The organism is Gloeocapsopsis crepidinum LEGE 06123 (assembly GCF_015207655.1).
GTDB lineage: Bacteria > Cyanobacteriota > Cyanobacteriia > Cyanobacteriales > Chroococcidiopsidaceae > Gloeocapsopsis > Gloeocapsopsis crepidinum.
Genome location: NZ_JADEWN010000032.1, coordinates 35,419 through 58,720 on the forward strand (window position 1 = coordinate 35,419; position 23,302 = coordinate 58,720).

General features: G+C 40.5%; 29 protein-coding genes and 1 tRNA gene. 11 read left to right on the forward strand and 19 right to left on the reverse strand.

Translation table 11 applies throughout. From position 1 onward, the window contains the following. Positions 1-2 precede the first annotated feature (2 nt). From IQ230_RS13930 to IQ230_RS13945, 4 genes are all read left to right on the forward strand, one after another. The gene (locus IQ230_RS13930) at positions 3-1,676 is read left to right on the forward strand and encodes a UvrD-helicase domain-containing protein (protein ID WP_193932569.1); all 1,674 of its coding nucleotides are present in this window, start codon (positions 3-5) and stop codon (positions 1,674-1,676) included. A gap of 189 nt (positions 1,677-1,865) precedes the next feature. Next, a complete protein-coding gene (locus IQ230_RS13935; RefSeq protein WP_193932570.1) occupies positions 1,866-2,117 on the forward strand; it encodes a hypothetical protein in 252 nt (83 codons plus the stop codon). 32 nt (positions 2,118-2,149) lie between these two features. Beyond that, positions 2,150-2,350 (forward strand): hypothetical protein, encoded by a 201-nt coding sequence (locus tag IQ230_RS13940; protein WP_193932571.1) that lies wholly within the window; start codon positions 2,150-2,152, stop codon positions 2,348-2,350. Next, complete coding sequence (locus tag IQ230_RS13945; RefSeq protein WP_193932572.1) at positions 2,350-2,766, forward strand: helix-turn-helix transcriptional regulator; 417 nt, start codon at positions 2,350-2,352, stop codon at positions 2,764-2,766. The genes IQ230_RS13940 and IQ230_RS13945 overlap by 1 nt, the downstream gene beginning before the upstream one ends. Here the strand turns inward: IQ230_RS13945 and IQ230_RS13950 are convergent. Beyond that, positions 2,758-3,609 (reverse strand): peptidoglycan-binding protein, encoded by an 852-nt coding sequence (locus IQ230_RS13950; RefSeq protein WP_193932573.1) that lies wholly within the window; start codon positions 3,607-3,609, stop codon positions 2,758-2,760. The genes IQ230_RS13945 and IQ230_RS13950 overlap by 9 nt on opposite strands. Positions 3,610-3,656: 47 nt before the next feature. Between IQ230_RS13950 and IQ230_RS13955 the strand changes: the two genes are divergently transcribed. Beyond that, positions 3,657-3,953, forward strand: a complete 297-nt coding sequence (locus tag IQ230_RS13955) for a hypothetical protein (RefSeq protein WP_193932574.1) — start codon at positions 3,657-3,659, stop codon at positions 3,951-3,953. On the opposite strand, the gene IQ230_RS13960 is transcribed toward IQ230_RS13955, so the two are convergent. The 14 genes from IQ230_RS13960 to IQ230_RS14025 form a co-directional block, all read right to left on the reverse strand. Next, on the reverse strand, positions 3,950-4,390 hold the full coding sequence (locus IQ230_RS13960) for a hypothetical protein (RefSeq protein ID WP_193932575.1): 441 nt from the start codon (positions 4,388-4,390) through the stop codon (positions 3,950-3,952). The two genes, IQ230_RS13955 and IQ230_RS13960, sit on opposite strands and share 4 nt — an antisense overlap. A 7-nt stretch (positions 4,391-4,397) precedes the next feature. Next, positions 4,398-4,640: a hypothetical protein gene (locus IQ230_RS13965; protein WP_193932576.1), complete on the reverse strand. Its 243-nt coding sequence runs from the start codon at positions 4,638-4,640 to the stop codon at positions 4,398-4,400. A gap of 17 nt (positions 4,641-4,657) precedes the next feature. After that, positions 4,658-5,023, reverse strand: a complete 366-nt coding sequence (locus IQ230_RS13970; RefSeq protein ID WP_193932577.1) for a hypothetical protein — start codon at positions 5,021-5,023, stop codon at positions 4,658-4,660. 27 nt (positions 5,024-5,050) lie between these two features. Then, entirely contained in the window at positions 5,051-5,365 is a 315-nt protein-coding gene (locus tag IQ230_RS13975) for a hypothetical protein (RefSeq protein WP_193932578.1), read from the reverse strand. Between the two features lie 247 nt (positions 5,366-5,612). Further along, the gene (locus IQ230_RS13980; RefSeq protein WP_193932579.1) at positions 5,613-6,302 is read right to left on the reverse strand and encodes a hypothetical protein; all 690 of its coding nucleotides are present in this window, start codon (positions 6,300-6,302) and stop codon (positions 5,613-5,615) included. Then, complete coding sequence (locus IQ230_RS13985) at positions 6,295-7,155, reverse strand: hypothetical protein (protein WP_193932580.1); 861 nt, start codon at positions 7,153-7,155, stop codon at positions 6,295-6,297. Before IQ230_RS13985 ends, IQ230_RS13980 begins: the two co-directional genes overlap by 8 nt. Before the next feature lie 8 nt (positions 7,156-7,163). Next, positions 7,164-9,296: a collagen-like triple helix repeat-containing protein gene (locus tag IQ230_RS13990; RefSeq protein WP_193932581.1), complete on the reverse strand. Its 2,133-nt coding sequence runs from the start codon at positions 9,294-9,296 to the stop codon at positions 7,164-7,166. Position 9,297: 1 nt separating this feature from the next. Next, positions 9,298-10,038 carry a hypothetical protein gene (locus tag IQ230_RS13995; RefSeq protein ID WP_193932582.1) on the reverse strand — a complete coding sequence of 247 codons (741 nt, stop codon included), beginning with the start codon at positions 10,036-10,038 and terminating at the stop codon, positions 9,298-9,300. A gap of 2 nt (positions 10,039-10,040) precedes the next feature. After that, positions 10,041-10,535, reverse strand: coding sequence for a hypothetical protein (locus tag IQ230_RS14000; protein ID WP_193932583.1), 495 nt, complete (start codon positions 10,533-10,535; stop codon positions 10,041-10,043). Beyond that, the gene (locus IQ230_RS14005; protein WP_193932584.1) at positions 10,535-11,311 is read right to left on the reverse strand and encodes a hypothetical protein; all 777 of its coding nucleotides are present in this window, start codon (positions 11,309-11,311) and stop codon (positions 10,535-10,537) included. Before IQ230_RS14005 ends, IQ230_RS14000 begins: the two co-directional genes overlap by 1 nt. Positions 11,312-11,313: 2 nt before the next feature. Continuing rightward, complete coding sequence (locus IQ230_RS14010) at positions 11,314-11,643, reverse strand: hypothetical protein (protein WP_193932585.1); 330 nt, start codon at positions 11,641-11,643, stop codon at positions 11,314-11,316. Between the two features lie 248 nt (positions 11,644-11,891). Continuing rightward, entirely contained in the window at positions 11,892-13,022 is a 1,131-nt protein-coding gene (locus IQ230_RS14015) for a site-specific integrase (RefSeq protein ID WP_193932586.1), read from the reverse strand. A 196-nt stretch (positions 13,023-13,218) separates the two neighbouring features. After that, positions 13,219-13,291 (reverse strand) — tRNA-Phe (locus IQ230_RS14020). Positions 13,292-13,357: 66 nt separating this feature from the next. Beyond that, positions 13,358-14,224 (reverse strand): metal ABC transporter permease, encoded by an 867-nt coding sequence (locus IQ230_RS14025; protein ID WP_193932587.1) that lies wholly within the window; start codon positions 14,222-14,224, stop codon positions 13,358-13,360. A gap of 75 nt (positions 14,225-14,299) precedes the next feature. Between IQ230_RS14025 and IQ230_RS14030 the strand changes: the two genes are divergently transcribed. Further along, a complete protein-coding gene (locus tag IQ230_RS14030) occupies positions 14,300-14,443 on the forward strand; it encodes a hypothetical protein (RefSeq protein WP_193932588.1) in 144 nt (47 codons plus the stop codon). A 30-nt stretch (positions 14,444-14,473) separates the two neighbouring features. Then, complete coding sequence (locus tag IQ230_RS14035) at positions 14,474-14,884, forward strand: ArsR/SmtB family transcription factor (protein ID WP_193932589.1); 411 nt, start codon at positions 14,474-14,476, stop codon at positions 14,882-14,884. A 9-nt stretch (positions 14,885-14,893) separates the two neighbouring features. Here the strand turns inward: IQ230_RS14035 and IQ230_RS14040 are convergent, their stop codons facing one another. Beyond that, a complete protein-coding gene (locus IQ230_RS14040; protein WP_193932590.1) occupies positions 14,894-15,709 on the reverse strand; it encodes an SDR family NAD(P)-dependent oxidoreductase in 816 nt (271 codons plus the stop codon). A gap of 806 nt (positions 15,710-16,515) precedes the next feature. On the opposite strand from IQ230_RS14040, the gene crtW reads away from it, so the two are divergent. From crtW to IQ230_RS14060, 4 genes are all read left to right on the forward strand, one after another. Then, complete coding sequence (gene crtW, locus IQ230_RS14045; RefSeq protein ID WP_193932591.1) at positions 16,516-17,289, forward strand: beta-carotene ketolase CrtW; 774 nt, start codon at positions 16,516-16,518, stop codon at positions 17,287-17,289. Between the two features lie 45 nt (positions 17,290-17,334). Beyond that, complete coding sequence (gene thiD, locus IQ230_RS14050) at positions 17,335-18,147, forward strand: bifunctional hydroxymethylpyrimidine kinase/phosphomethylpyrimidine kinase (protein ID WP_193932592.1); 813 nt, start codon at positions 17,335-17,337, stop codon at positions 18,145-18,147. Between the two features lie 124 nt (positions 18,148-18,271). Next, positions 18,272-18,823, forward strand: a complete 552-nt coding sequence (locus IQ230_RS14055) for a hypothetical protein (RefSeq protein WP_193932593.1) — start codon at positions 18,272-18,274, stop codon at positions 18,821-18,823. A gap of 271 nt (positions 18,824-19,094) precedes the next feature. Next, complete coding sequence (locus IQ230_RS14060) at positions 19,095-19,433, forward strand: P-II family nitrogen regulator (protein WP_009632395.1); 339 nt, start codon at positions 19,095-19,097, stop codon at positions 19,431-19,433. A gap of 157 nt (positions 19,434-19,590) precedes the next feature. Here IQ230_RS14060 and rdgB read toward each other — a convergent pair whose 3' ends face one another. The 3 genes from rdgB to IQ230_RS14075 form a co-directional block, all read right to left on the reverse strand. Then, the gene (gene rdgB / locus IQ230_RS14065) at positions 19,591-20,175 is read right to left on the reverse strand and encodes an RdgB/HAM1 family non-canonical purine NTP pyrophosphatase (RefSeq protein ID WP_193932594.1); all 585 of its coding nucleotides are present in this window, start codon (positions 20,173-20,175) and stop codon (positions 19,591-19,593) included. 57 nt (positions 20,176-20,232) lie between these two features. Then, the gene (locus tag IQ230_RS14070) at positions 20,233-21,669 is read right to left on the reverse strand and encodes a phosphoglucomutase/phosphomannomutase family protein (protein ID WP_193932595.1); all 1,437 of its coding nucleotides are present in this window, start codon (positions 21,667-21,669) and stop codon (positions 20,233-20,235) included. Between the two features lie 97 nt (positions 21,670-21,766). After that, entirely contained in the window at positions 21,767-23,059 is a 1,293-nt protein-coding gene (locus IQ230_RS14075) for a phospholipase D-like domain-containing protein (protein WP_193932596.1), read from the reverse strand. Positions 23,060-23,302 lie beyond the last annotated feature (243 nt).

Sequence of the window (23,302 nt, forward strand, 5' to 3'; positions counted from 1 at the left end):
CAATGAAAGATTTTGAGCCATCGCATTATCAGACAGCAATCTTCAACTGGATACAATCCGGTAGAGGTAATGCCGTAGTTCAAGCCGTCGCAGGTAGTGGTAAAACAACCACGCTAGTTCAAGCCGCTTCGCTTTTGCGCTCTGAAAACGCGGTATTCCTCGCCTTCAACAAGCACGTTGCCACCGAACTTCAAAAGCGCTTGGGTAAAACGATGGCAGCCAAAACGATTCATTCAATTGGCTACAACTGCCTGCGATCGCATTTGGGAAAACTTGAAGTGCAAGAAGACAAGTACAGAGACTTGGTAAAACCATTTGCTGATGAGATTGGTAGGAACCTTCAACACGAACACTACAGGCAGATGGAACAATGGCGCAGAGAGAAAGCACAAAAGCCAAAACTACCCGAACCGCCAGAGCCACCTGACGCTAGTCGCGTAGCCAAGCAGCTACAAACGCTTGCTCACTTCGTCCGCGTCACGCTCACTCTGGTTACAGACCGAGCTGCTGTAGAACAAACTTGTCAGCATTTCGATTGTTTAGAAGACGTGTTTACGCTTGATCTTCTACATCAGCCACTCATTGAGCTATTACGTGATGGCAAGCGTGAAGCTGAGAATCACTTTACTGTCGATTACGACGATATGTTGTGGTTGCCTAACGAGTGGAATCTTTCACCGCGTAAGTGCGAGTGGATCTTTGTCGATGAAAGCCAAGATTTATCACCAGCGCAACTCGAACTCGTTCTTAAGCTACGCGGGCGCGGCGGACGCATTTTATTTGTAGGAGATGAAAAGCAAGCGATTTACGGCTTTGCGGGTGCAAGCTCAGATAGTATCAAGCAAATTATCAAGCGAACTAAAGCAATAACGCTACCTTTGAGCATCTGTTATCGCTGCCCTAAAAAGCACATTGAACTAGCTAAAAAAATTGTCTCCGCAATTGAACCAAAACCTGATGCGCCTGAAGGAATTGTTGAAGATATTGCCTACAAACACCTTCATAACTCGGTCAAAGAAGGTGATTTGATTATCTCGCGTCGTACAGCTCCTGCAGTGAAGTTGTGTATTGAGTTAATCGCTAAACGTATTCCCGCACGAGTACGAGGACGCGATATTGGTAAATCTCTAACTGCGATCGTCAAAGAAATTGCCAAGAGGAAAGACTTTGACTTTACTCGATTTGGCAAGCTACTCGAAGAATACAAAGCTGTGAAGATAGCTAAATTGAGGCAACGTAAAGCTTCAGAATCACAGATTGACTCATTGAGCGATCGTGTTGCAGGCGTGCAAATTTGCTACGAGGCATACGAGTGCCAGACGGTCGAGCAGCTTTGTGATGAAATTGAGCAACTATTCAGCGATCAGCGCTCCAGCGTAGTTCTGTCAACAGTTCACCGAGCAAAAGGACTGGAAAACGAGCGAGTATTTATTCTTCGCCCCGAAGATTTACCACTTCTTTGGCAGAATCAGCAATCTTGGGAATTAGAGCAAGAATACAACCTAAAATATGTAGCCCTAACCAGAGCGAAAGCCGTGTTGTACTTTGTCAATGAACATGAAGGTGAAGAAGATAGTACGCAATCAGAAGTTACTGAGTTACCCAGAATCCTTGATCCTGGCTATGTGTATGTACCACGAATTCTTGAAGATGCTTTTGATGAAATTGATTTCTAGATTGCCAATAAAAACCCCCACTGATTAGCAGGGGAGATAGCTTCATGCCATGACTAATTAGGAGAGTGTGTGAAAGTTACTTTACCCAGTTAGCAGATCGCTTGGTTCTACCCCAAACCAATTATTTAATAAGGTTTAACAAGCGATCCGCCGCTATTATAGCCATAGGTTTTGAAAAAGGCGATCGCCATGAGCAACTTCATCCGCATTGGCACTAATATTATTAATCTAGAGCAGGTTACATTCATTAATATGATGGATGGCAAATTCGTAACAATTCACTTTAACGTTGCCGTTGGAAGTAGTGAAGAGACCTACTTAGAATGTTGCGTATTCGATAAAGATTCACCTGAAGCTAAGGCGTTACTTTATTACTTTGATCAAATGAATCCTACACCAAACTTGTTAGATGTTGTAGATGACCAATTCTTAGGCAATTAAAACTAATTGATAAGCATTAACCTCATGGTCTCATGACCAAGCTCAAATCATCCTACACAACAATCTGGATAGCCATAGCATTTACAATCGCCTGCAAAGAACTTGCACGTCACACAGGTGTTGCCTCGACTGATTGGGCAAAAGAAATAAGGCGACGAGCTTATGAAAAATTAAATAAATTATCAGATAAAAAACTAGTAGAATACATAGCTGAAAATTTTGATTACGATTAATGCTCACAGAAGAAACTCTATCAGCATTATCTTCAATAGAAAGAAGAATAGTGCGCCTCACTTACGCCGATTACAATGTTGCTGAAATTGCTGTGCAGATGGGCTGTTCAGTCCACAATATTCACTACCACTTAAAGAAGGTTTATCAAAAATTTGGTGTTGCCAATAAAAGGGAATTACGCGTTTACTTGCGCGAATCCAACCCGAAAATAGCATATAGATCCTCCGTAGTTGATCCTGATTTGGCATCAGTTAGTTACAGAGATACGTTGTTCTACAAACAGAAGCGGGTTCGTATTGTCAACGCTGTTTACCAGCTAAAATTTAAATGCGATCGCGTTTGGATTGGTTCTAAGCGCGAATGGCAACGCGAATTAGATCAAATTATTGCTGTGATTCTTCAAGAATTAAACTGACTCTAGCGCTTGCCAAGTTTGAATTCCTACTACACCATCAGCCACTAATTCTCTCTTCTTCTGAAATGCCTTTACAGCTGCCAAAGTCTTTGGTCCGAAATGCCCATCTAGTTCTAATTGAAATCCTTCTTCTTTAAGTAGTCTTTGAAGTGCCCAAATTGAATCGCCTTTCATCCCTTCTCGCACCGATGTATATTGAGCTAAATCCTGTCGCGGTACCTGCTCAACATCAACTGTGCCAGGAACGTTTTTAAATCCATTTTCTGGTACTGCCTGTAAAGCCAACTGTGTCTGAATTCCCCATTTACCATCCTCAACGATTCGCGCTTTGAGATTATTAAAATTGTAAAGTTGCTGAAACGCCTTAATTGATAGCCAACGCATATCCCTAATCCCCGCGCCTTTAAAATCAAAATGCGGTGGATCAAAGCTACCTAGCCAGTCCCACTGAAATCTTTCTAAATAAGGTCGCCACCAAAAGTATTCCCTTGCATCAATTGATAACGCGCCGTTGTGGTTGCTATCTCCTGGTCGAGCAGCAGCAGGAATGCCACAGCGTTTATTCAGAAAATGATTGTATAAGATAAACTGTTGTCCTAACGTGCGGTAGCAACTCTCAACCTCAAGAGGCTTGGTTCCTGGTGCAGCCTCTACTGCCCTAATTAACGCAGCAGCAGCAGGTGCTTGTAGATAAGGATGTGCGGCTTTCTTAAATTGAATCCGAGGATGGCTAACTCTTTGCAAAACGCCAGGAGCAATGCGCTGTATCTGGTGAATTAGCTGTAAATCAAAATTGACAATGCCAGTAGTGGAGCAATTGCGATAGCTACCGAGTGTACTCATTGATATTTACACGTAGTTAGGTCAATCAATTCATATAAGAATTTTTATTGGCTTTACCCATTAGCCAAATTGAAAGAAGATACTTGAAGAATAAGAAAGAAATTATAAAACTAACTATTAAATCAATGAATAACGCTATTACTGAAATTCCTACTAATACTCATTATCCAATTGAGAAATTACCATCACACGCCCCTGGATTAATTGAATGGTCCCTACTTGCTGGCGTTGCACTATTCTTGATAAAAAATATCTGGCAAGAATTCCAAGAGAGCGAGAAGGCAGAAAGAGAGCTAACAAACAAATTGGTTGATAGGATTTTGAAAGAAGAGGGCGATCGCTAAGGAGCTTGGTTAATATTTTCATCACCTATTGCACCGCTATACTTCCAAACTTCTATAAACATTTCTTGATGCCATCTAGCAATATTTATTTCTAACAAGTAAGGAAGTAAATTAAAATCCTTAAATCTAACAAGTGTTAATCTATTTAGTCCCAGCTTAATCCTAGGATAAGATTCTACTGCTGATATAAAATCACTCGTACTACTTGGAGAAAACAACAGTCTAGCACCACAGTACCCAGCTAAAAACCAATTAGGTTTAGCTTGTGGATTGCGACAGCCAACTAAAAGAATATAAGAATCAACAACTAAAGTAATTGTGGGAATAGGAAATTCCCGAATAGCTTTAGGAAGATTGTATTTTGTTAAAGCATCTGGATAATAAGTTTGACGCTTTACTAAATCCCAATTTAAATTATTTCCGAATTCCCAATTCATCTAATAATTAGATGCCAGTACTACCAGTAAGTGCAGGATTATGTACAGTTGTGCGCGTAGCTGGATAAGCTTCTACGTGAGAATCAGGCATGAGAACTTGAATTCTCCCTGCTTCTACTCTTGCATTTAGTAAAGTTGCAATAAAAACAGCATCTTCAATATCTTCAACTGGATCTACACCACCCCAGTAAGTTGCAGGGTTACTATTAGTGTCAGGTGCTATACCAATTACATACCCATTTTTAGCCATTTTTGGTTAATCCTTTATTAAATAGAGAAACTTGCTTTACGCGGTGTGCGAATTGAAATAATCACCCCACTGTTAAGACCACTAGTATAAGTCTTACCCATTTGAGTGCGTCTGAATTGGTGATATCTACTTGAAGGAATAATTAATTTAGCAACTTTTCTTTTAGTGCCAACTTTGTAGACAACATTAACGCGCATTACAGCACCAGTTCCTAAGAGTTCAGAAACTGTAGTTAATGGATGATTTGTCCCTTCCTCTTCTTCCTTAACGCCTGTTTCTGCTGCAAGTGTTTTGTAGGTTGCAGGATTAGCTCTAAAGTAAGAAGTAATATTAGTCTGTTCAATCGTATAAGTGATTGAATGTACGGTTAATATTGGAGCCATATTTGTAAATTCCTATGTAAATTAGTATTACCCTAACCGCCGTTTACTCTTAAAGTAAGCATTAATAATCTCACCAGTAATAGCAGTTGACCCTTTATAAGTTGTGAAATTTTTTCCCTCTAACTGTGATAAAGCAGTTTCAAGATGCGCAACAGGGACAACAATTGTATTCCTAGCATATTTATTAGTAGTTGCTATTTTACGGCTAAGAGTTAATGGCACGCCTAGCCCCGAACGTAATAGCCCCTGAGTGGTCATAGGCGGTAAATTATTGTCATTCTCTGTTGCTTCCCGCATCCCTAAATATTGATTAATTCCGTCGTAGTATGCGGGTAAGTTCATGATGAATGAATTGCCCCTAATAGTAAGAACAAACTTCTTCTTATTTGCCATATTAATTGCTAATTCTTTATTGCAACTTGTTGTTGCGTTTGATTCGATATTAGCTACAGCAATGCTTAGTGTCAATAGCCTCAAACACTTGTTAGGCAACGTTTAGAGGCATTGCAGAGTGTTATACGCATTAGTAAGACTCATTAATGAGTCCACAGTAATACGTTACTACTACAACAAAGTTTAGAAAAAAATTTTAAGCAACACTAACCAATGGCGTTGCACGACGTCTTGTCACATCAACAAGCGAGATAGCGTGCGGTACTCCCCAGACGTGTAACTCTGCATACCGAAACCTCATCAATTCAACAGGTCGGCGTCTAGGAAGTCTACGCAATTCACCATAAATGACTTCTCTAGGCGGGATATCTGGATACTCTGCCCGACTCTCAGATACTCTTAGATTGCTCCATTCAGGGCTGTGATTTTGAATGTCTAGGACATTTTCAATGATCCTTCTACCTTCTCCTTCATGTGTTACGAGAAGCCGAAATTTATAACCTCTTTTTTTGTCTATATAGCTAACTGTTATTTTGCCTTTATGCCAAGTGAATAATTGTCCTGTCGCAAACTTTGTTTTAATTCTCTCTGCTAATACTCTAGCTTTAGCTTCGTTATAAGTTTTTTCCGTTTCATTCATTAATCTAAAGCTAATTTCTCCAGTTGCCCTTGGTTTACCGTTAGCTTCAGAATAAGTTTGATAAAACATTAATTTAACTTGCGGATAAAACTCATAAGTATCTTGAAAAGTTGTCACAGGCGTTGTGTAAAACGCTCCTACGTTTTTACCTTCTAATAAGTCGAACAAATCCATAATGACAGGGATTCTTTGCATTAGTTCGGTTTTACTGCCTTGTAATACAATTTTGTTCTCGTTATCAGCCATTGGTATTTCTAGGAGTTAAGGTTATTGTTGTAATTGTGTCATCAACAGGTTTTTCGTTAGCTCGTTTTAATGATAGATAATAATCATCTATTTCAAAGGCAACGACATAGCCCGCTTCAATTATGGCATCCTCATATTCTTCTATCAACTCTTCTACAAAGTTTTGCCAATTTTCGGGTAATCTTTCTATCTGTTCTTCTATTTGATTTGCAAATGATGCATTTGGTAATTGTGTTGTAACTGGTTCCCATCCAAACCAGCGATTTTTACGGGCTGTAAGAATAAAAGAGGCAATCATGTTGCGTTGTACTGCCCCTTGTACAGTCATCAGATACCCCATAACTTGACCGCGTAGTTCTTCATTACCTTCCTCTGCTAAAGCAAGCCCTACTCTTGCAGAAATCACGGGAATATGGATGTGTGCAGCAGCGACACTAGAACTTTGACCGAGTTTACCAATTGTTTTTCCGATCGCCATATTAGCTAATCGAATAGTCCCAAACCCTAAGTATGTTCCAATAATTGGCGCTAAACCATCTTTGATTATTTTGTTATTAGCTTTGATTTGTTGTTCAAGAACCTGATCTGCTGTATTCCAATCAAATGTTTTGATAGCAAAGTAAGCTTGCACCAGCATTTGAAATATATTACTGACACTAAAAGGAAATGCTTTAGTAATCAGTCCAAATACAAACCCTGCGAATTGCGATAGTTTGCGTTGTAACCAGTTGGTCGGCGTATTTGATGCTGTTCCACCTGCAAAGTCTATTCGGCGGATACCTTGAGGATCTCCTGTATTAGCTATCCTTGTTTTACGAGATCTTAGTATGGCTTCATTAACTACAGTTGGCATAATTAAGGTTAAGAGTTTGTATTGTCTGATGATTTGGTTTTGTCATCAATATCAATTTTTGTTCCTGCTATATGTCCTTCGTAGCGCGCTTTAAATGCTTCCCAAATATCATTTAACTTGCGTATTTCTTCTTCTTTATCTTTTTTAATTGCATCGCCTGTTAATGCGTTCTCTTCAGGATTTGGTTTTAATGGTCTATAAAGTGCTGCTCTACTAATTTCAGTGTCTTCTAAGATGCGGCGCAATATTAATCTTTGGTCTACTGGATCTGTATTTTTAAAGCCGATGGCTCTTTGTGTCGATGGATTGAGAAAGTCTGCAAGCTCGTTTTCTTGTAGTTTCCCGTCTTGCCCAACGGCTCCAGGCGTAACAGATATGGGAATGTCAATGCTGGTTGCCTGACCTTGAAAGCCCATGTAATCAATGATGGCTTTAAGGTAGCTAATTGCTTGCAAAGCAGCAGTTTTAGCACCGATAGCTTCAGCAGTGGCACGGGTAGAGACATTAACAGCAGTATCAGCATCAAAGCCAATTTGTGCGAGCAGTCCGGTCAACTCGGCGATCGCTTCGGCAATATTCTCAAACTTGAGCATCTGCTTATTGCCGTTCTCATCGGTGCGCTCAATTTTGATTGGAAATAAGCCGATCAGCGCATCCCACTGTTTGAGTGACCACACTTGAAAATCAACTTGATCGTTGATAATCACTTGTTTATCTAGAAAATCATCAAGGAGATATTCAGGCAGCATTAAAGGATATCTATTTGTGCCTAATTTATCTTGGATGTTGCGCACTCGCATATTTGTATCAACTCCGACGCCAGCATCGCCAGCGTTGATCAAATTGCTAAGGTTTTTTCGCATCCAATCTTGTAAATTTTGATTGCCCGCGTTAATTGCTTTTGTTGTACAGCCTCCTGGTTGTGTAGTTCGACACGTCCCTGTCGCGGCTGCGGTAGCCAGTGCTTCTGGTGAGGTTTGATTAGCGATATTGCTTAGCGGACCTTGAATTTTAGTAACAGTAGTATCTGGTAGCTGTCGCAACAAAACGGTAATAGCTGCAAGCGCTGTCCCAATTTTTCCTAGTTCATCTAATCCTTTTTGGTTCATGTTTTCGCTGTCACCAAGCCTGCGCTTGATATCGTTTATTTCTTGAGGATTAGCGCCAGGAGTTCCTGGATCTCCTTTTGGTCCTGCAGGTCCCCTAAGTCCTTGCGCTCCTGGTAATCCTCTTTCTCCTTGTCGCCCTGCTGCACCAGGCAATCCTGCAGGTCCCCTAAGTCCTCTTTCTCCTTGTTGCCCTCTTTCTCCTTGTTGCCCTCTTTCTCCTTGTTGCCCTGCTGCACCAGGCAATCCTGCAGGTCCTCTAAGTCCACGCAAACCTGGATCTCCTTTTGGTCCTGGGATTAACGGGCGTTGCAGTGCTTGATTTGCTACTTTTTGAGCTTCACTTGCTGCTTTACCAATTGAATCAACTCGCTTATTGAATTTAGCTAAGTCATCTTTAAATTTTTCAAAATCTCTAAGTGCTTTATTTGCTTTATCTAATGCCTCTTTTGCTATTTTTTCTGTTGCAGCAATAATTGGTTTTAAATTAAATACTTCTTTTAATGCGTTAGTAGATTTTTCTAAAGCTTCTCTTGCAGTCTGCCCTACTTTAGCTACAGTTGATTCAAGATCAGAGATTTTTCTTAAAGCTTGATTCCCTTTATTAACTCCTTCTTGTGCCGTGCGTTTAACTCCAGTAACAATCCCATACAATCGCGATAAATCGCTTGAAACCGAATCTGTATATCTTTCTAGTGCGTCGATCCTATTGGGTAATACTTTAATAACGCCGTACAGCGCAAATAAACCTGCAACAGCACCAATTAAACCAAATATTTTACTTAAAGCATTATTAGCGACACTGCTTGCTTGTGAAGCCTGCTGTGCTGCTTTTCCCGCTTCTTGTAATGCTGAAGTCGCTTTTTGTTGGGCAACGAATCCTATTGCTGCTGCTGCTGCTATTTCTGGTTTAAGTATTTTTTTAGCTCTTTCAATAGCTTTCTGAATAAGTACTTCTTCATTAATGCGCGGGATACTATCAATCTTTCTTTCTAATCGCGCTAAAGCAGCGTAGATATCTGCACATTCAGCCATACTAGATCCTCGCTGCTAAATTATTAATTCTATTTGCTACTTCTTTGCAGGGAATGCAACAGTAACCTGGATATCCTTTGGATTTACACCGAATAGTACCTTCTGGGCAATCACCATCACACGCTACATTGTAAGTTGGTTTTTCCTTACCTGTTACTTTGTACTTAATTCCTTGACTATCAGTAACAGTTAATTGATAGCTGTTTTCGTAGCTATCACTATCAATAGGCACTAATTCCCAACTTCTAATAATGTAAGTTTGAGGGCAACCAGCAGGATTATTACCAAGGAAAGTACCATCTCGACTCCAAAAAAGAATTCTCTTGATTCCATCTCTATCAATTGCTGAAAGCTCATAGCGATATCTCCACTTCCTGCATACCTGAGGAAAACCCGTATCACCTCCTTGAACTAAGCCTAAAAACTGAACAGGCAAACGAACGCCAAGAACAAAAGAAGCATTACCTGAGGTTCCAACATAAAACTTGCTACGAAATTGATTATTAGGGTCATTTAGTACGTCTAGTGTTAAAGTTGTTTCTGCACTATCATATTGCTGTGTACTTTCCTTGTAACTATCCATGAGAACGCGAATTTTATACCACGTAGTATTATTAATAACTGGTGTTTGAATTAACTTAACCTCTATATCTATAGGACAGTTATTAGTAATAATCTCCCCTAGCGATTGCTCATTAAATCTATATGTTACTTTTGCTTTTTTAGCTCCAATACAGCGCATAATTAAAACCAGCTAGATGAGATTTGCCTGTTCATTTCAATTTCAGATAAACCAGAATCAATTGTTTCTGGATAAAGATGGATAAGAAACTGTATTGTTTGATATCTTATTGAATTACTCTTGATTAAGAACTCAGTATTCCAATAGCTAATAACAATGTTTGAAATAAGTGAATTAGATTCATGTTGCATGACATAAAGTATAGCTGCTGCTAATAAAGATTCAGCAGTGTTGTTTTCAAGTGGTGTTAATTCAGCTAGATCATTTTTTTGAATATATAGATAATTTGCATCTTGCTTCGCATTAAATCCAAAAAAACGAGCAAAATTCGATAAGTAATCTTGAAAGTAACCCTGACTTACTTCATTAGAATAATTAGCAAATAAATCAACTTGAACCGATTCATTAAATTTAAAAGATGGCGCGGCAATCGTTCTGAGTAAAACTTGTGTAGGAAAACTAAAACCAGTAATTACAGATGCAAACAAGATTGCCATTAAGCAATCCTCACGGCTAATCCGCCTACGGAAGGATCTAAAATCAAATACTCTTTTGTATCACCTGGAATTTGTAAGGTATCAAAGCGCGTACTTCCAGAAGCTGCAACCATGATTAAATCGTCTGAGGATCTCCCTGCTATGCCTTGGTTTGATTGAGTATAAAGTATGACTCCAGGCAATATATCGCGCCTGTTTGTCTGGCTATTTGCAGTTCCCATTCTGTTAACGTTTAAGCTTGTGTCATAGGTAATATTCGCATAGGGATTATTGGTAGTTGATCGGAATGCTGCAAATGTATTACCAGTTGGCACAAAGCAATAATTCCACGCATCTAAATTCCACCAACTAGGTCTATTAATAGGAGCAAAAAAACCAAGCGGAATTGCAAGCGTACCTTGAGTAAGCATGATTAGTGCTAACTCTGGTGTAGCATTGAGTGAAACAAAATTAACCTGACTGCCTGTTGCAACTGCTGTAAAAGTAACCTCTGTACTTCCGTTAGTTCCTGCTTTAGTTGAAGTGTTCCAACTTGATAAAACTTGCTGACCAATTACTAAAGTAGAAGTCAGCCTAATCCTTAAAAATGCTGTACCGCTTGTTCTTGCTGCATCTAGTACTATTTGATAAACAAGAATTCTATCAGTACCACTCGTGAAATCATCAAACGGTGTAGGATAGCCAGCATTAACAAAAGCCTGTCTAATCCCATTGATTAAAGTTGTTTGCGTGATAGTAGGAGCAACAAAGCTATCAACTCTAGTAGCTACTGGCATAATTAATAATCGTCCGGATCAATAGTTGCGCCAGTATCAAGCTTTTGTAGGTTAATAGAGTACGTTTTTTGCCTAAATGTTTGATTATTTCTAGTAACTAGTGAATCGAAACTATCTTCAATTGATATTGATTGATCTGGATTACTTTCTAATCCTGCTGCTGTAAGTACAGCTTTAGCGAGTAGTAAAAGTCCTACAAATAGCGATTCTGCTGTATTCGTAGCGCTTGCTGTCAGCCCTACTGCTGTTAAGTCTGCTTTCTCAATTGTGAGTGTGGTTGCAGTTTGTGTAGCACCTGCACCGAATACTTGTTGTAATGTTGGTTCTGGCAATTTTGGAATATCTCAAATCTTCTAGTCTAAGATATTCGATATTTAGAAGAATGGCGATCGCTCCTACCTTGCAAAAAATTAAGGCTCTTCCTCTGGATCGTATATTCCTTCACTTGGATCGTATATTCCTTCACTAATTGCGAATGATCTAAGCTCGCGATATGCCGCCAGCAAAAACGAACGATTAGCCCAATTATCACCTTTACCACCTTTGACACACTCCTCGCCCTATAAGTGCGAGGAGTGTGTCAAGAAGCTTTTGGCGCAACTGGTCGATCGCCTTTCACCGTGAGCGCATCGAAAGCGCGTTGATGATGGCGGTCAGTAATCCAGTGGTGATATAGCTCGGTGTGGGTTTTGACGCTATGCCCCATTTGCTGCGCTGCTAGCGTAATATCTAAACCAAATTGCAACGTGCGGACTGCCCAGCAGTGACGCAGATCGTAGGGCTTGAATGGTAGCTCGGCATTGCGGCGGAAGTATTGGGTGCAGCGTTCGCCTAATTCGCTGTTGTTTTTGCCATTTACGGCGGGTACAAGCGGCGATCTGAGATTAAAGATATCAATCCACTCAGGGTAGTACGCCCATACTCTTCTAGCGCCTGTTTTGCCGTCCAAAATATCTATGTATGAGTGTCCAGCCACGAGAGCTTGCGAATCGAGGTGAAAGACTTCGTGCGGTCGAATGCCAAAGGTGGCGATAATGCCGTATGCCCATTGCCACGCGGGGTTACTAATACGGTTGTACCAGTCGGTGATGATTTGGTCATCGGGTAAGTCACGCGGTCGGACGCGCTTCGGGTTGTAGTTGCCTGCGAGTGGTTTAGTGTCGTAGGTGATTTGAGCGAAGTTAGCGAGCGCTTGCAGTGCCATACAGTGGCGTTTGCGGTTTTTGGTATCCGGTGCAGTGGCACGGATGGCGGCTGTGATGATTTCGGGCGTAAGGGCTTCATTTTGTGGCAAGCGGCGAAAGACTTCCCAGTAATCGCCTTCCCAAGTTGTTATTGATTTAGGAGTTCGGGCGCGGCGGTGGAAGTAATCGGTTTCAAATAGTGTAATCCAGTCGCTAATTGAGAACGTTTGTACTACTGGTAGTGTAGTGGCTTGTGAGGTTTTGATGTACGGTTGCCAGGAAAATTCTCCCGCATCGAGTAGCGCACCAACTTTACGAGCTTCGATTTCAGCTAAAGAAATACCAGCAGGATTAACGCGAACACTCAGCGTTATTCGCTGCTGGTAATAGCTTTTGTTGTTTGAACCAGGCTTAGGAGGTAGATTAGCACGCAAACACAATCGTGTGCCTCGTGCTTCGATCGCAACGCCGACATTAGCAGCTTTGAGTCTGCCGTTAGCTTGATTAAGTTGTCGGTCAAAATTCATTTGGACTAAATTTGGACTAACTGATTGTGGAATGACGCAACCGCGATGCTTTGAGCAGTTTGCATCAGAAAATATCTATGATGACCCTACACTGAGCATTTGCAGTGAAGCTTAAGCTGCGCTTAATTTTTATTCAATTAGATAAATGTCTGGTCCGTAGATGAGTGGTGGAGTGTAAAAACAGTCATCTAGCGGATGCCAGGAGGCGGACTTGAACCGCCGACACGAGGATTTTCAGTCCTCTGCTCTACCAACTGAGCTATCCCGGCAGGTTGACTTTTTGCGCTTAACTAATGTAGCAAATTCGTATTGTGTTGGCAAGTGCATTTTTAGAACTAGGCAACTTTGAGGGATAACTTTGTCCAACAGAAAACGCTGACAAAGAGGAAAAATTGCACGATCACAATGCTAGGACCTGAAGCAAAATTAAAGATCCCTGATACAAGCATGCCTACAATGCTACTGATGGCACCAAGCAATACAGAAGTCAAAAGAAACCGCATAAAGCGATCGCTTGTCAGTTTAGCCGTCGCTGCGGGAATGACGAGAAAAGCGTTAACTAGCAAAACACCAACAGCTTTAATCGCAACTGCAACAGCAAAAGAAAGCAGCACAACAAAAGCATAACGATACAACTGAACTGGAATACCTTGAACTTGAGCAACTGCAGGGTTAAGAGTCAAAAGAATTTGTTGTCGTAGTGTCAGCAGTAGAAAAGTGCTGCTACCGACAAGTACTAGCAGTGTTAATACCAAGTCGGTTGTCCCAATGGCTAAAATATCGCCGAACAACACTGACATCAAGTTACCGCGATATCCCTGTATTAAGCTACTAAGAATGACACCAATCGCCAGAGCACCGGATAAGACAATACTTAAAACACTATCACTTGCCAAGTCGGTTTGATCGATCAAGTATAGGACAACCAAGCCAAACACTAAGGTAAAAGGCAATAACATCCAAGTAGGATTCAATTGTAATATTACCCCTAAAGTCACACCGACTAAAGCAGCATGACCTACAGCATGACTAAAAAAAGACAATTGTCGCAGAGTTACGAAACTACCAAGTAAACCACCGAGTAACCCCATTAATAAACTACCAGCGATCGCACGCTGCATAAATGGAAATTGCAGTAAATTCCATAAATCATTATTTCCTATAAAGGCTAGTTGTTCTATCCCGTAAAAGAACCAATCCATTTTGTTAGATGCTCAAAAAGAGCGCGTAAGTATTAGGTCAACTAAACTATAAAGTTTAAACCTCAGTCAGACAATTTGTTTACTAGAGTTGCGATCGCCAGATTTTGGGAATCAATATTTTACTTTTTGGGCGATCGCAACTATTCATACGACAAAATGACAGCTAACTTTGATGTATTAGTTGAAAAAAGTCTTATTAGTAGCCCAAGCTATACTTAGAATAGTTCAGACCAAATACTTGATTGCCAAATGTCACCAACTAGTATTACTAATTCTGGTTTAACAACTTCTACCCAGGAGAAAGGACTTAAATGCAATCCACCACATCCTGTTGATGTAGATAGCGTACACCACTTGCAACTCAAAAGCCTCAACACTGAAAAAGCTCAACGCATGGCAGAGTTTTTTAGTTTACTAGGAGATCCCAACCGATTGCGAATCCTCTCACTTCTGGCAGAAAAGGAACTTTGTGTCTGTGACTTAGCTGCAACTCTAGATATGAGTGAGTCAGCAGTTTCACATCAATTGCGCACTTTAAGAACAATGCGCCTAGTCAGCTACCGCAAGCAGGGACGCAACGTTTTCTACAACCTTCAAGATAGTCACGTACTCAATCTTTACCACTCTGTCGCTGAACACCTCGATGAGATTGGCGAATAATTGTTAACACTAGTCTTTCTGTTGCTTTAGCCCTCTACGGAAAACTGACTGCATTAATCCAGGAAATAGTCCATATGCAGCTTTTGAAAGATTAGCAGAACCAACTAAAACTTCTTCCCGCTGATGTTTGACTGCTTCCCAAACAGCTTCAGCAACATCTTCCGGTTTTTCTATCACTGGAGTATTCAGCACTTGGTTGAGTTGGTCAAGACGCGCTTGTGCATCTTGTTGATCTTTACCCCGAAGTATTGCGCGTTCGACAAAGTTGCTTTTAATGATACTAGGATAGATGCCACCAACGTGAATTCCCTTGGGTTTGAGTTCAGAATGCAAGGCTTCAGTTAACCCTGTGATGGCATACTTGCTTGTCGTGTAAGGGACAAGATAAGGAATCGGGACTTTACCACCAATAGAACTTATATTGATAATTGTGCCAGACCCTTGTGCGAGGAAGTGGGGCAGTAGTGCATGAATTGTGTGAATATATCCCCATAGGTTAGTATCAATGGTCTGATGCCAGTCTTCTAGGGAAAATTCTTCTACAGGACCAGAGATATAAATTCCGGCATTGTTAACTAGCACTTCAATTGTACTGTAATGCTCGATTGCTTTACTGACAAGTGATTTTACCTGCTCTGGATCTCGGACATCAGTAGGAATTGCGATCGCCTGACGACCAAGTTTTTGAATTTCTTCTGCTGTTGCTTGTAGCGGTTCTAGTTGTCTTGCCGCTAATACCAAATCATAACCTTTGCGAGCAAACAATAGTGCCGTTGCTTTACCGATACCTTGCGAGGCACCTGTAATTAAAACTGTAGCAGCCATAATTGTGCAATTTTGATGCTGTACTCACATATCTATTAGTCAGATTCTGTTGTCACTGTACCTCTCTCTGTTGATAGAATTATCTATCTTATTGCACGTCATTTTGTTTAGTCATTCAGGTAATATCTTAAGTTTTTGCGTTATTTGATGTTAGTAAAAGTGCAAGCGATCGCTTCTTCAACGCTCTGACAATTCTTGTTGTTTCTAATTCTTGACAAAAATCTTGAGCTAGTGTAAGAAACTATTTTTTACGATACAAGTCATTTTTTTGATTTAGCTTTTTTTATTACCAAAGAAAGACTTCAAAGTTTTTTTTGATGCTATGATAAGAAATGTAAAGTTACTATAACAAGGACACTTAAGAGATAAACAGCCATAATCGAGGTATTTTTACCATATCAATAGCAGGCAACAAAGCTTATAGGTTATATCCTTGAAAGCTTCAGTTAGTTATGCTTAGTTGCATCAGATACAGAAGAAAATTTTGCTCAAGAAAATTGTAATTAGTGTAACTTGTTCATCACTTTCAAAAGCTTAAACAATAGTGAATTGTCTTATCTCAAGCAAACAAAATGCTGCTTGCAAGAATATGATATTAAACCTATTAATTTGATAGCCTATAGATAAAATCTGCAAAACGAAGTTAGCAAGAGATAAAGAGTACACAATCCTTTTATGCAGTCAATGTTTAATATTAGCTTCACTTTTACAACTTGCTCTACTGTTTTAGATTTAATAGACACATTATTTATCTCCTAAACTTGAATATTTAATACTCATCAAAAATACTGTTTACAATACATAAAATGATTCAATCTGCTGCTATACAGCCAAACTTTTCTACACAGAATACAGCAAACAAGTATGCATTGCGGTGCTTATTAATTGCTACTTTAGTCATATGCTGTTGGGCAGCTTGTCTAAGCTATTTAATTTCTATAGATATCTCAAGTACTCCTATCATTCAATTATTACCATTAATACTTGTACAAACATTCTTATATACAGGGCTATTTATTACTGCGCATGACGCAATGCACGGTGTAGTTTTCCCTAAAAATATGAAAATTAATAACTTTGTTGGGGGGCTAGCCGTAGGATTATACGCTCTTTTCTCATACAAGAAACTCCTAAAAACTCACTGGCAGCATCATCAAAACCCTGCAACGGAGTTAGATCCAGATTTTCATAATGGCAAACAAACAAGCTTCTTAGGCTGGTATTTCCAGTTTATGAAAAAATACTGGAGCTGGTGGAGATTATTAGGGTTAATTAGTATCTTTTATTTGGCTAGCTATGTCGTTCATTTACCTGAGAGAAACTTAACATTATTTTGGATATTGCCATCAATTTTAAGCTCAGTACAGCTATTTTATTTTGGTACTTTCTTGCCACATAAAGAGCCAATAGGGGGTTATAAAAACATTCACAACGCTCAGAGTAACCCATTACCTATCTTTTGGTCATTTATTACCTGTTACCATTTTGGTTATCACCAAGAGCATCACGAGTACCCCAATGTACCTTGGTGGATGTTGCCAGGTGTGTATCAACGTCAAGGAGCAGCACTCAAAAATTAATTGTTATTTATAATAACTTGCTAGGACATAACTCAAACTACAACTGTGACTAAATCAAGCATACCTGCTGCTTTAACTATTGCTGGTTCAGATAGTGGTGGCGGTGCAGGAATTCAAGCAGACTTACGCACTTTTGCTTTTCATTGCGTTCACGGCACGAGTGCAATAACCTGTGTAACGGCACAGAACACATTAGGAGTCAAGCGTGTTGATGCTTTACCTGCAGCCGCTGTTATGGCGCAGATCCAAGCAGTAGTTGAAGACATTGGTGTTCAAGCGGCTAAGACAGGAATGCTGCTGAATCAAGAAATCATTGCTGTTGTTGCACAGCAGATAAAACAGTTAAATATTCAGAATGTAGTTGTCGATCCTGTTATGGTATCGCGTACAGGCGCGCAACTGATTGATGAGACAGCAGTTGCGAGTTTACGAGAACTCTTGATTCCCTTAGCGACTGTTGTCACACCAAATAAATACGAAGCACAACTACTCAGCAGTTTAGAAATTCATAATATAGACGATATGCGGGCTGCTGCTGGGCAAATTTATCGACTTGGCGCTAAAGCAGTTTTAATTAAAGGCGGCGCAATGAGTGGTAATTTGCGCGGTGTCGATGTTTGGTTTGATGGACAACGTTGGGAGACTTTGACAACCACACAGGTAGATACAGACAACACACACGGTACTGGTTGTACTTTGGCAGCAGCGATCGCAGCTAATTTAGCACTAGATTGTGATGTATTGACTGCTGTACGTCAAGCTAAAGAGTATGTCACTACTGCCTTGCAATATGCTTTAGATATTGGTAAAGGACAAGGACCTATAGGACATTTTTTTCCTTTGTTAGCCAAATCATAGCGAAGCCAATTATTTTACTTTTGTCTAAGTAGCTAGAAAAGGAGTGCAAAATCGACTATTCTTGTGCATAACCTTACAGGATGGCTAAATCTGATAGCTGATTAATACAGATCTGGCTAAACTGATGAAGTTCGTTCTTTATGCCCAGCCATCGATGCGATCAACTACAACATCTAGCCATAATTCCTCTTCTGGAAAGCATTATTACTCTCCTTCAGTACCGATTTCGGTATATAAGGAACTTGCTGCACAACTGCAAGCAACACAAGCCAAGCTTAATTCGCTCAATGCAGAAAACTATGCATTAGCCAAGCAAAACCATCAACTGCGACAAGAAATCGAAAAAGCTGTACAGTCTGTGATTAGACTGCAGCAAATTGTTGAGAGTACTGTGCCGTACAATCGTAGATCTCATCAGACTAATCAACCTTCCTCAGCGCGGGCAATGCATCGCCGCAAAAAAACAATCAAAACGCCTGTTATTGATTTACCGCTAAAGCAATCTAGTACACCCCGTTTACACACTGAACAAGAAGACGGTAGATATCGCCGCCGTGTATCTGCTACTGCATCAGAAGTCAATGGTTGGGGTTTAGCGATCGCTATTTTACTTATTATCATATCAGCGTTCGGTGCAGGCTATTTAATTGTGGGACCATTGCGCTCTAATCGTTAGCATCTGACTAAAAGAAACAAAACAACGTTAAGCAGTCGTGAGTTGCTCGCCGAATGTATTATTTGTTACTAAATACCAAGACTATTGAATGCTATTTAAAAGTTCATGTCTCATAGGGAAGTTGTGGGTATTGAAGCTAGTTATACCGTAGATGCTAAAGAATAGATTGACTGAATGTAACATCGTCCTATAATTGACTTTGTTTTAGAGCTTATGTGGTGGTAGCGTTTATTTTGATGCTAAAAGAACTTAAAATAAGGAGTGCAGAAAATTGAAAAAAGTTGAAGCAATTATCCGACCCTTCAAACTCGATGAAGTAAAGATCGCTTTGGTCAATGCTGGGATCGTCGGTATGACCGTTTCGGAAGTTCGTGGTTTTGGACGCCAAAAAGGACAAACAGAACGCTATCGCGGTTCTGAGTACACTGTAGAATTTCTCCAAAAACTTAAAGTTGAGATTGTTGTTGAAGATAGTCAAGTTGATATGGTGGTAGACAAAGTCATTGCTGCTGCCCGAACAGGTGAAATTGGAGATGGCAAAATCTTTATTTCCCCTGTAGAGCAAGTGATTCGGATTCGTACTGGAGAAAAGAATCTAGAAGCTGTGTAATGAAGGGCGAGGGGTGAGGGGTGAGTAATTAGTTTTGAGTTTTGGAAAGCGAAGAAAGGTGCCGGAGGCATTTATTAAAAGAACTTGCTTAACTCATAACTCAACACTCATAACTCATAACTCCTCTGCTCTATAAATAGAATATTGCAAGTTCAGCTCAAAGTTGTGTCAGTTGGGGAAGTAAAGCTTTAAAGGCTTGACCGCGATGGCTGACTTGCTGCTTGAGGTCTGGAGGCATTTGGGCAAAAGTCATTTGGTGAGTTGGTACGTAGAAAATGGGATCGTAGCCAAAACCTCTATTTCCACGAGGAGCTAAGAGAATTTCACCTCGACAAATTCCTTGAGTTTGCAGAGCAATTTCTCCGTTAGGACGAGCGATCGCAATTGCACAAACAAACTGTGCTTGGCGATTTGATGTGTCTTGTAGTTCTCGCAAAACTCGCTGAATGCGATCGGTGTCAGTTTTACCATAACGTGCAGAGTATACGCCAGGAGCACCATTGAGGGCATCAACTGCTAAACCGGAATCATCCGCGATCGCCCATTGATTAGTTACTTTTGCAACAACAGATGCTTTAAGACAAGCATTTTCACTGAAAGTTGTACCTGTCTCCTCAACATCTAAATCATCAGGTTTGAGAGTTAGTTCCCAACCAGAGTCAATTAAAAACAGTTGCATTTCTCGCAGTTTACCAGGATTGCTTGTCGCAACCACAAGTAATTTTGGATCGTGTTTCTTCATATTGTTTTAAACTTTAAATCATCTCAACAAATGAGAGCTATAAAGCTTCCTTGCTTCTTACGACGCCCACTGATGCGCCCAAGCCAAAGTGTGCTGAACTTGCTGCATTGTAGGCGCTTCACAATATAGGCGTAAAACTGGCTCAGTACCACTAAAACGAATCATCAGCCAACTGCTATCTGCTAAACGGAATTTATAACCATCAATGCTGAGGCAATCTATGACAGTTTGTCCAGCAATCTCTGTCAGTGGTTGATTTTGTAACTGATTTAAAAGACGCGATCGCACTTCCATACTTGCTAGGGGTAAATCAATGCGATCGTAGGCAGAAGTAAATTCGGTTTGCTGTTGTAAGTCTCGATAGAGATCGCCAAGATCCATGTTCGATGTTGCGATCGCTTCTAAAACATACAACGCCGATAATAAAGCATCGCGTTCAGGGATATGCGTTCCATAACCAATTCCGCCTGATTCCTCACCACCCAATAACACTTGGGCTTCTAACATGCGATCGGCAATATATTTGTACCCGACAGGAGTTTCATGTACTGACAACTGATGTAATGCGGCAACTTTGGGAATTAAATCGGAACCACTTACTGTTTTGACAATTTCGCCTTTCAAAGCACGTTTGACAGCTAAATGTTCAATTAAGATTGGGATCAGCACTTGTGAACTTAAAAAATTACCTTGTCCATCGACTGCGGCAATGCGATCGGCATCGCCATCAAAAACTAAACCAACAGCCAAAGCTTCTGTAGCAGTTCTACGATGAGTTCGCATCAAACGAAATAGACGTGATAAGTAGCGTGGTAAAGGTTCTGGCGCACCTCCACCAAATAGGGGATCGCGATCGCTATTAATTTCTTGTACAGAAACTCCTAGTAACTGTGATAGTCCCCCAGCTGCAGCACCATGCATGACGTCGGCGAATACTGTAAGTTTGCCTTGAGTTATACAAGCGCGAATTTGTTCAATGTCTACTTTAGCTCGCAGTGCTTCACAGTAATTTTCCCAGGGATTAAAGCACACTATTCCACCACTTTTTGTCTGAGTATGTGATGCTTCACTCAGCAATATTTCAATTTTTTGTGTCACTTCTGGAGGAACCGAACCACCAAAAGCACCCTTGACTTTTAATCCTAAATAGCTACCAGGATTATGACTTGCCGTAATGACTAATGCACCTAACGCATTATGTTGTTTTGCCGCTAAGCTAAAAGCTGGAGTAGGAGCGTAGTTTTTTGAAAGCAAAACATCAAAACCAGCCTCAGTAACGGCTTGTGCAGCTCTTTGAGCAAATACTTCTGCCATAAAACGACGGTCATAGCCTACGATCACAGTATTGCTACTTGCAGTATCGCCATAGGTTTGCGATAAAACTTTTGCAGCAAGCGGCGCAACTAGCGAGAGATTGTCATAGGTGAATTCATCACCAATAATTCCTCGCCAACCGTCTGTTCCAAATTTGATTGCGTTTCCAGCAACTGGCATTGAGTGTGTCCTACTGTATTTGCACTATTGATTATTGGATCGAATTTAACATTGAAAGTTTAACATTAAGAAAAAATCACACCTTCCCTCAACATCGCTAGAGTTGAGACTGAAAGAACAAGACAACTCTACCTAGAACTCGTTGCCAAATAGAACGCTTACGCCACTGAGTTTGATCGAGCTTTTCACTTTTAGCAAATCCTTTAAGAAACATCTGCTCAATATTGCGCACAAGCTGCTCATCTGCAGAGGATATATCAAGCTCGTCATTATGAAAGAAACTGCGCGGATCAAAATTAGCACTACCACTACTTACCCAGTAGTTATCTAGCAGCAAGGCTTTGGCGTGCATCATACTAGGCTGATATTCGTAAATTTGCACGCCAGCTTTGAGCAAATCGCCATACAGTTCACACGAGGCGTAATAAACAAATTTTTTATCACACTGACTGCCATTAGTGAGAATGCGTACATCAATTCCATTATTTTTTGCAATAATAAGCTCTCGTTTCAAGTTTTTGTCGGGTAAAAAGTAAGGACTAGCAATCCAAATCCGCCGTTTTGCTGAAGAGATACTGACTTGAAATAATGCTCTGACACTAGAGGCGCGATAGGAAGGATCGTCGCCTGCGGTAACTAAAACAATTGCATCATTGTTTGGTGAAGGATGAAAAACACGCGGATCTAAGTCCGCAGTACCGCGGACATAAGTCCAGTGCTGCATAAATACTCCTTCAAGTACAGCAACAACTTCACCTTCCCAGCGCATTTCAAAATCGTACCAAGGACCAGTATCTTTGATATTGTCTAATCCATCCCAGTAATCAGAAATTCCTGCACCACCAATTAAACATACCTTGCCGTCAATGAGTAACAATTTACGGTGAGTACGAGCAAAGTAATCGACAGGAGCCTTCCAGTTAAAATCGTTGTAGAAATGGATATTAATTCCTGCGGCGCGTAATCGTTGCCAATAGCGCTGCGATAACTCTTTGGCACCATATTGATCGACTACAATTTCAACTTCAACACCTGCTTGTGCTCGTTCGATCAGTGCGTCAGCTAAGTCATTGACTCGACGCCCTGGAGTCATGAAAAAAGTCTCAAAATGAATTGTATGCTCAGCGCTACAAATTGCAGCGATTCTAGCCGCATTAATGGCTTCAGCTTCTATCCAGAAACCTGTTAACCGTCCGCTAGTTGTTACCGAATTTGAGAGACTAGCAAGTGCTAACGGAAAACGCGGATCGCGTGGTGCAGGGACATTTTTGATTTTGTACTCGATGCGATCGCGAAACGTTCCCCGAAAGTACATAATAAATATCACTACACTAGCAATCACTAAGAACAATACAGCTAACCAGCGTAGTACAGTATAGAAACCTACCATGTGTAATGTATCAACTCCCCTAAGGTGGTAGCAGATTTCATCATTGTGATGCTTACTAGTGCGAGTACTAATAACAGTATCTACCTCAGAGCAGCATGAGTTACATTTTTTAGCTGAGAGGAGGTCTGAAAAGTAAAAAAGCTCTCGTTACAATAACCTGTCAATAGCAAAAAATGACAGAGAACGAGAGTCATGGGTCAATCATATCGTACCGATCTCACAGATGAACAATGGGAATTACTG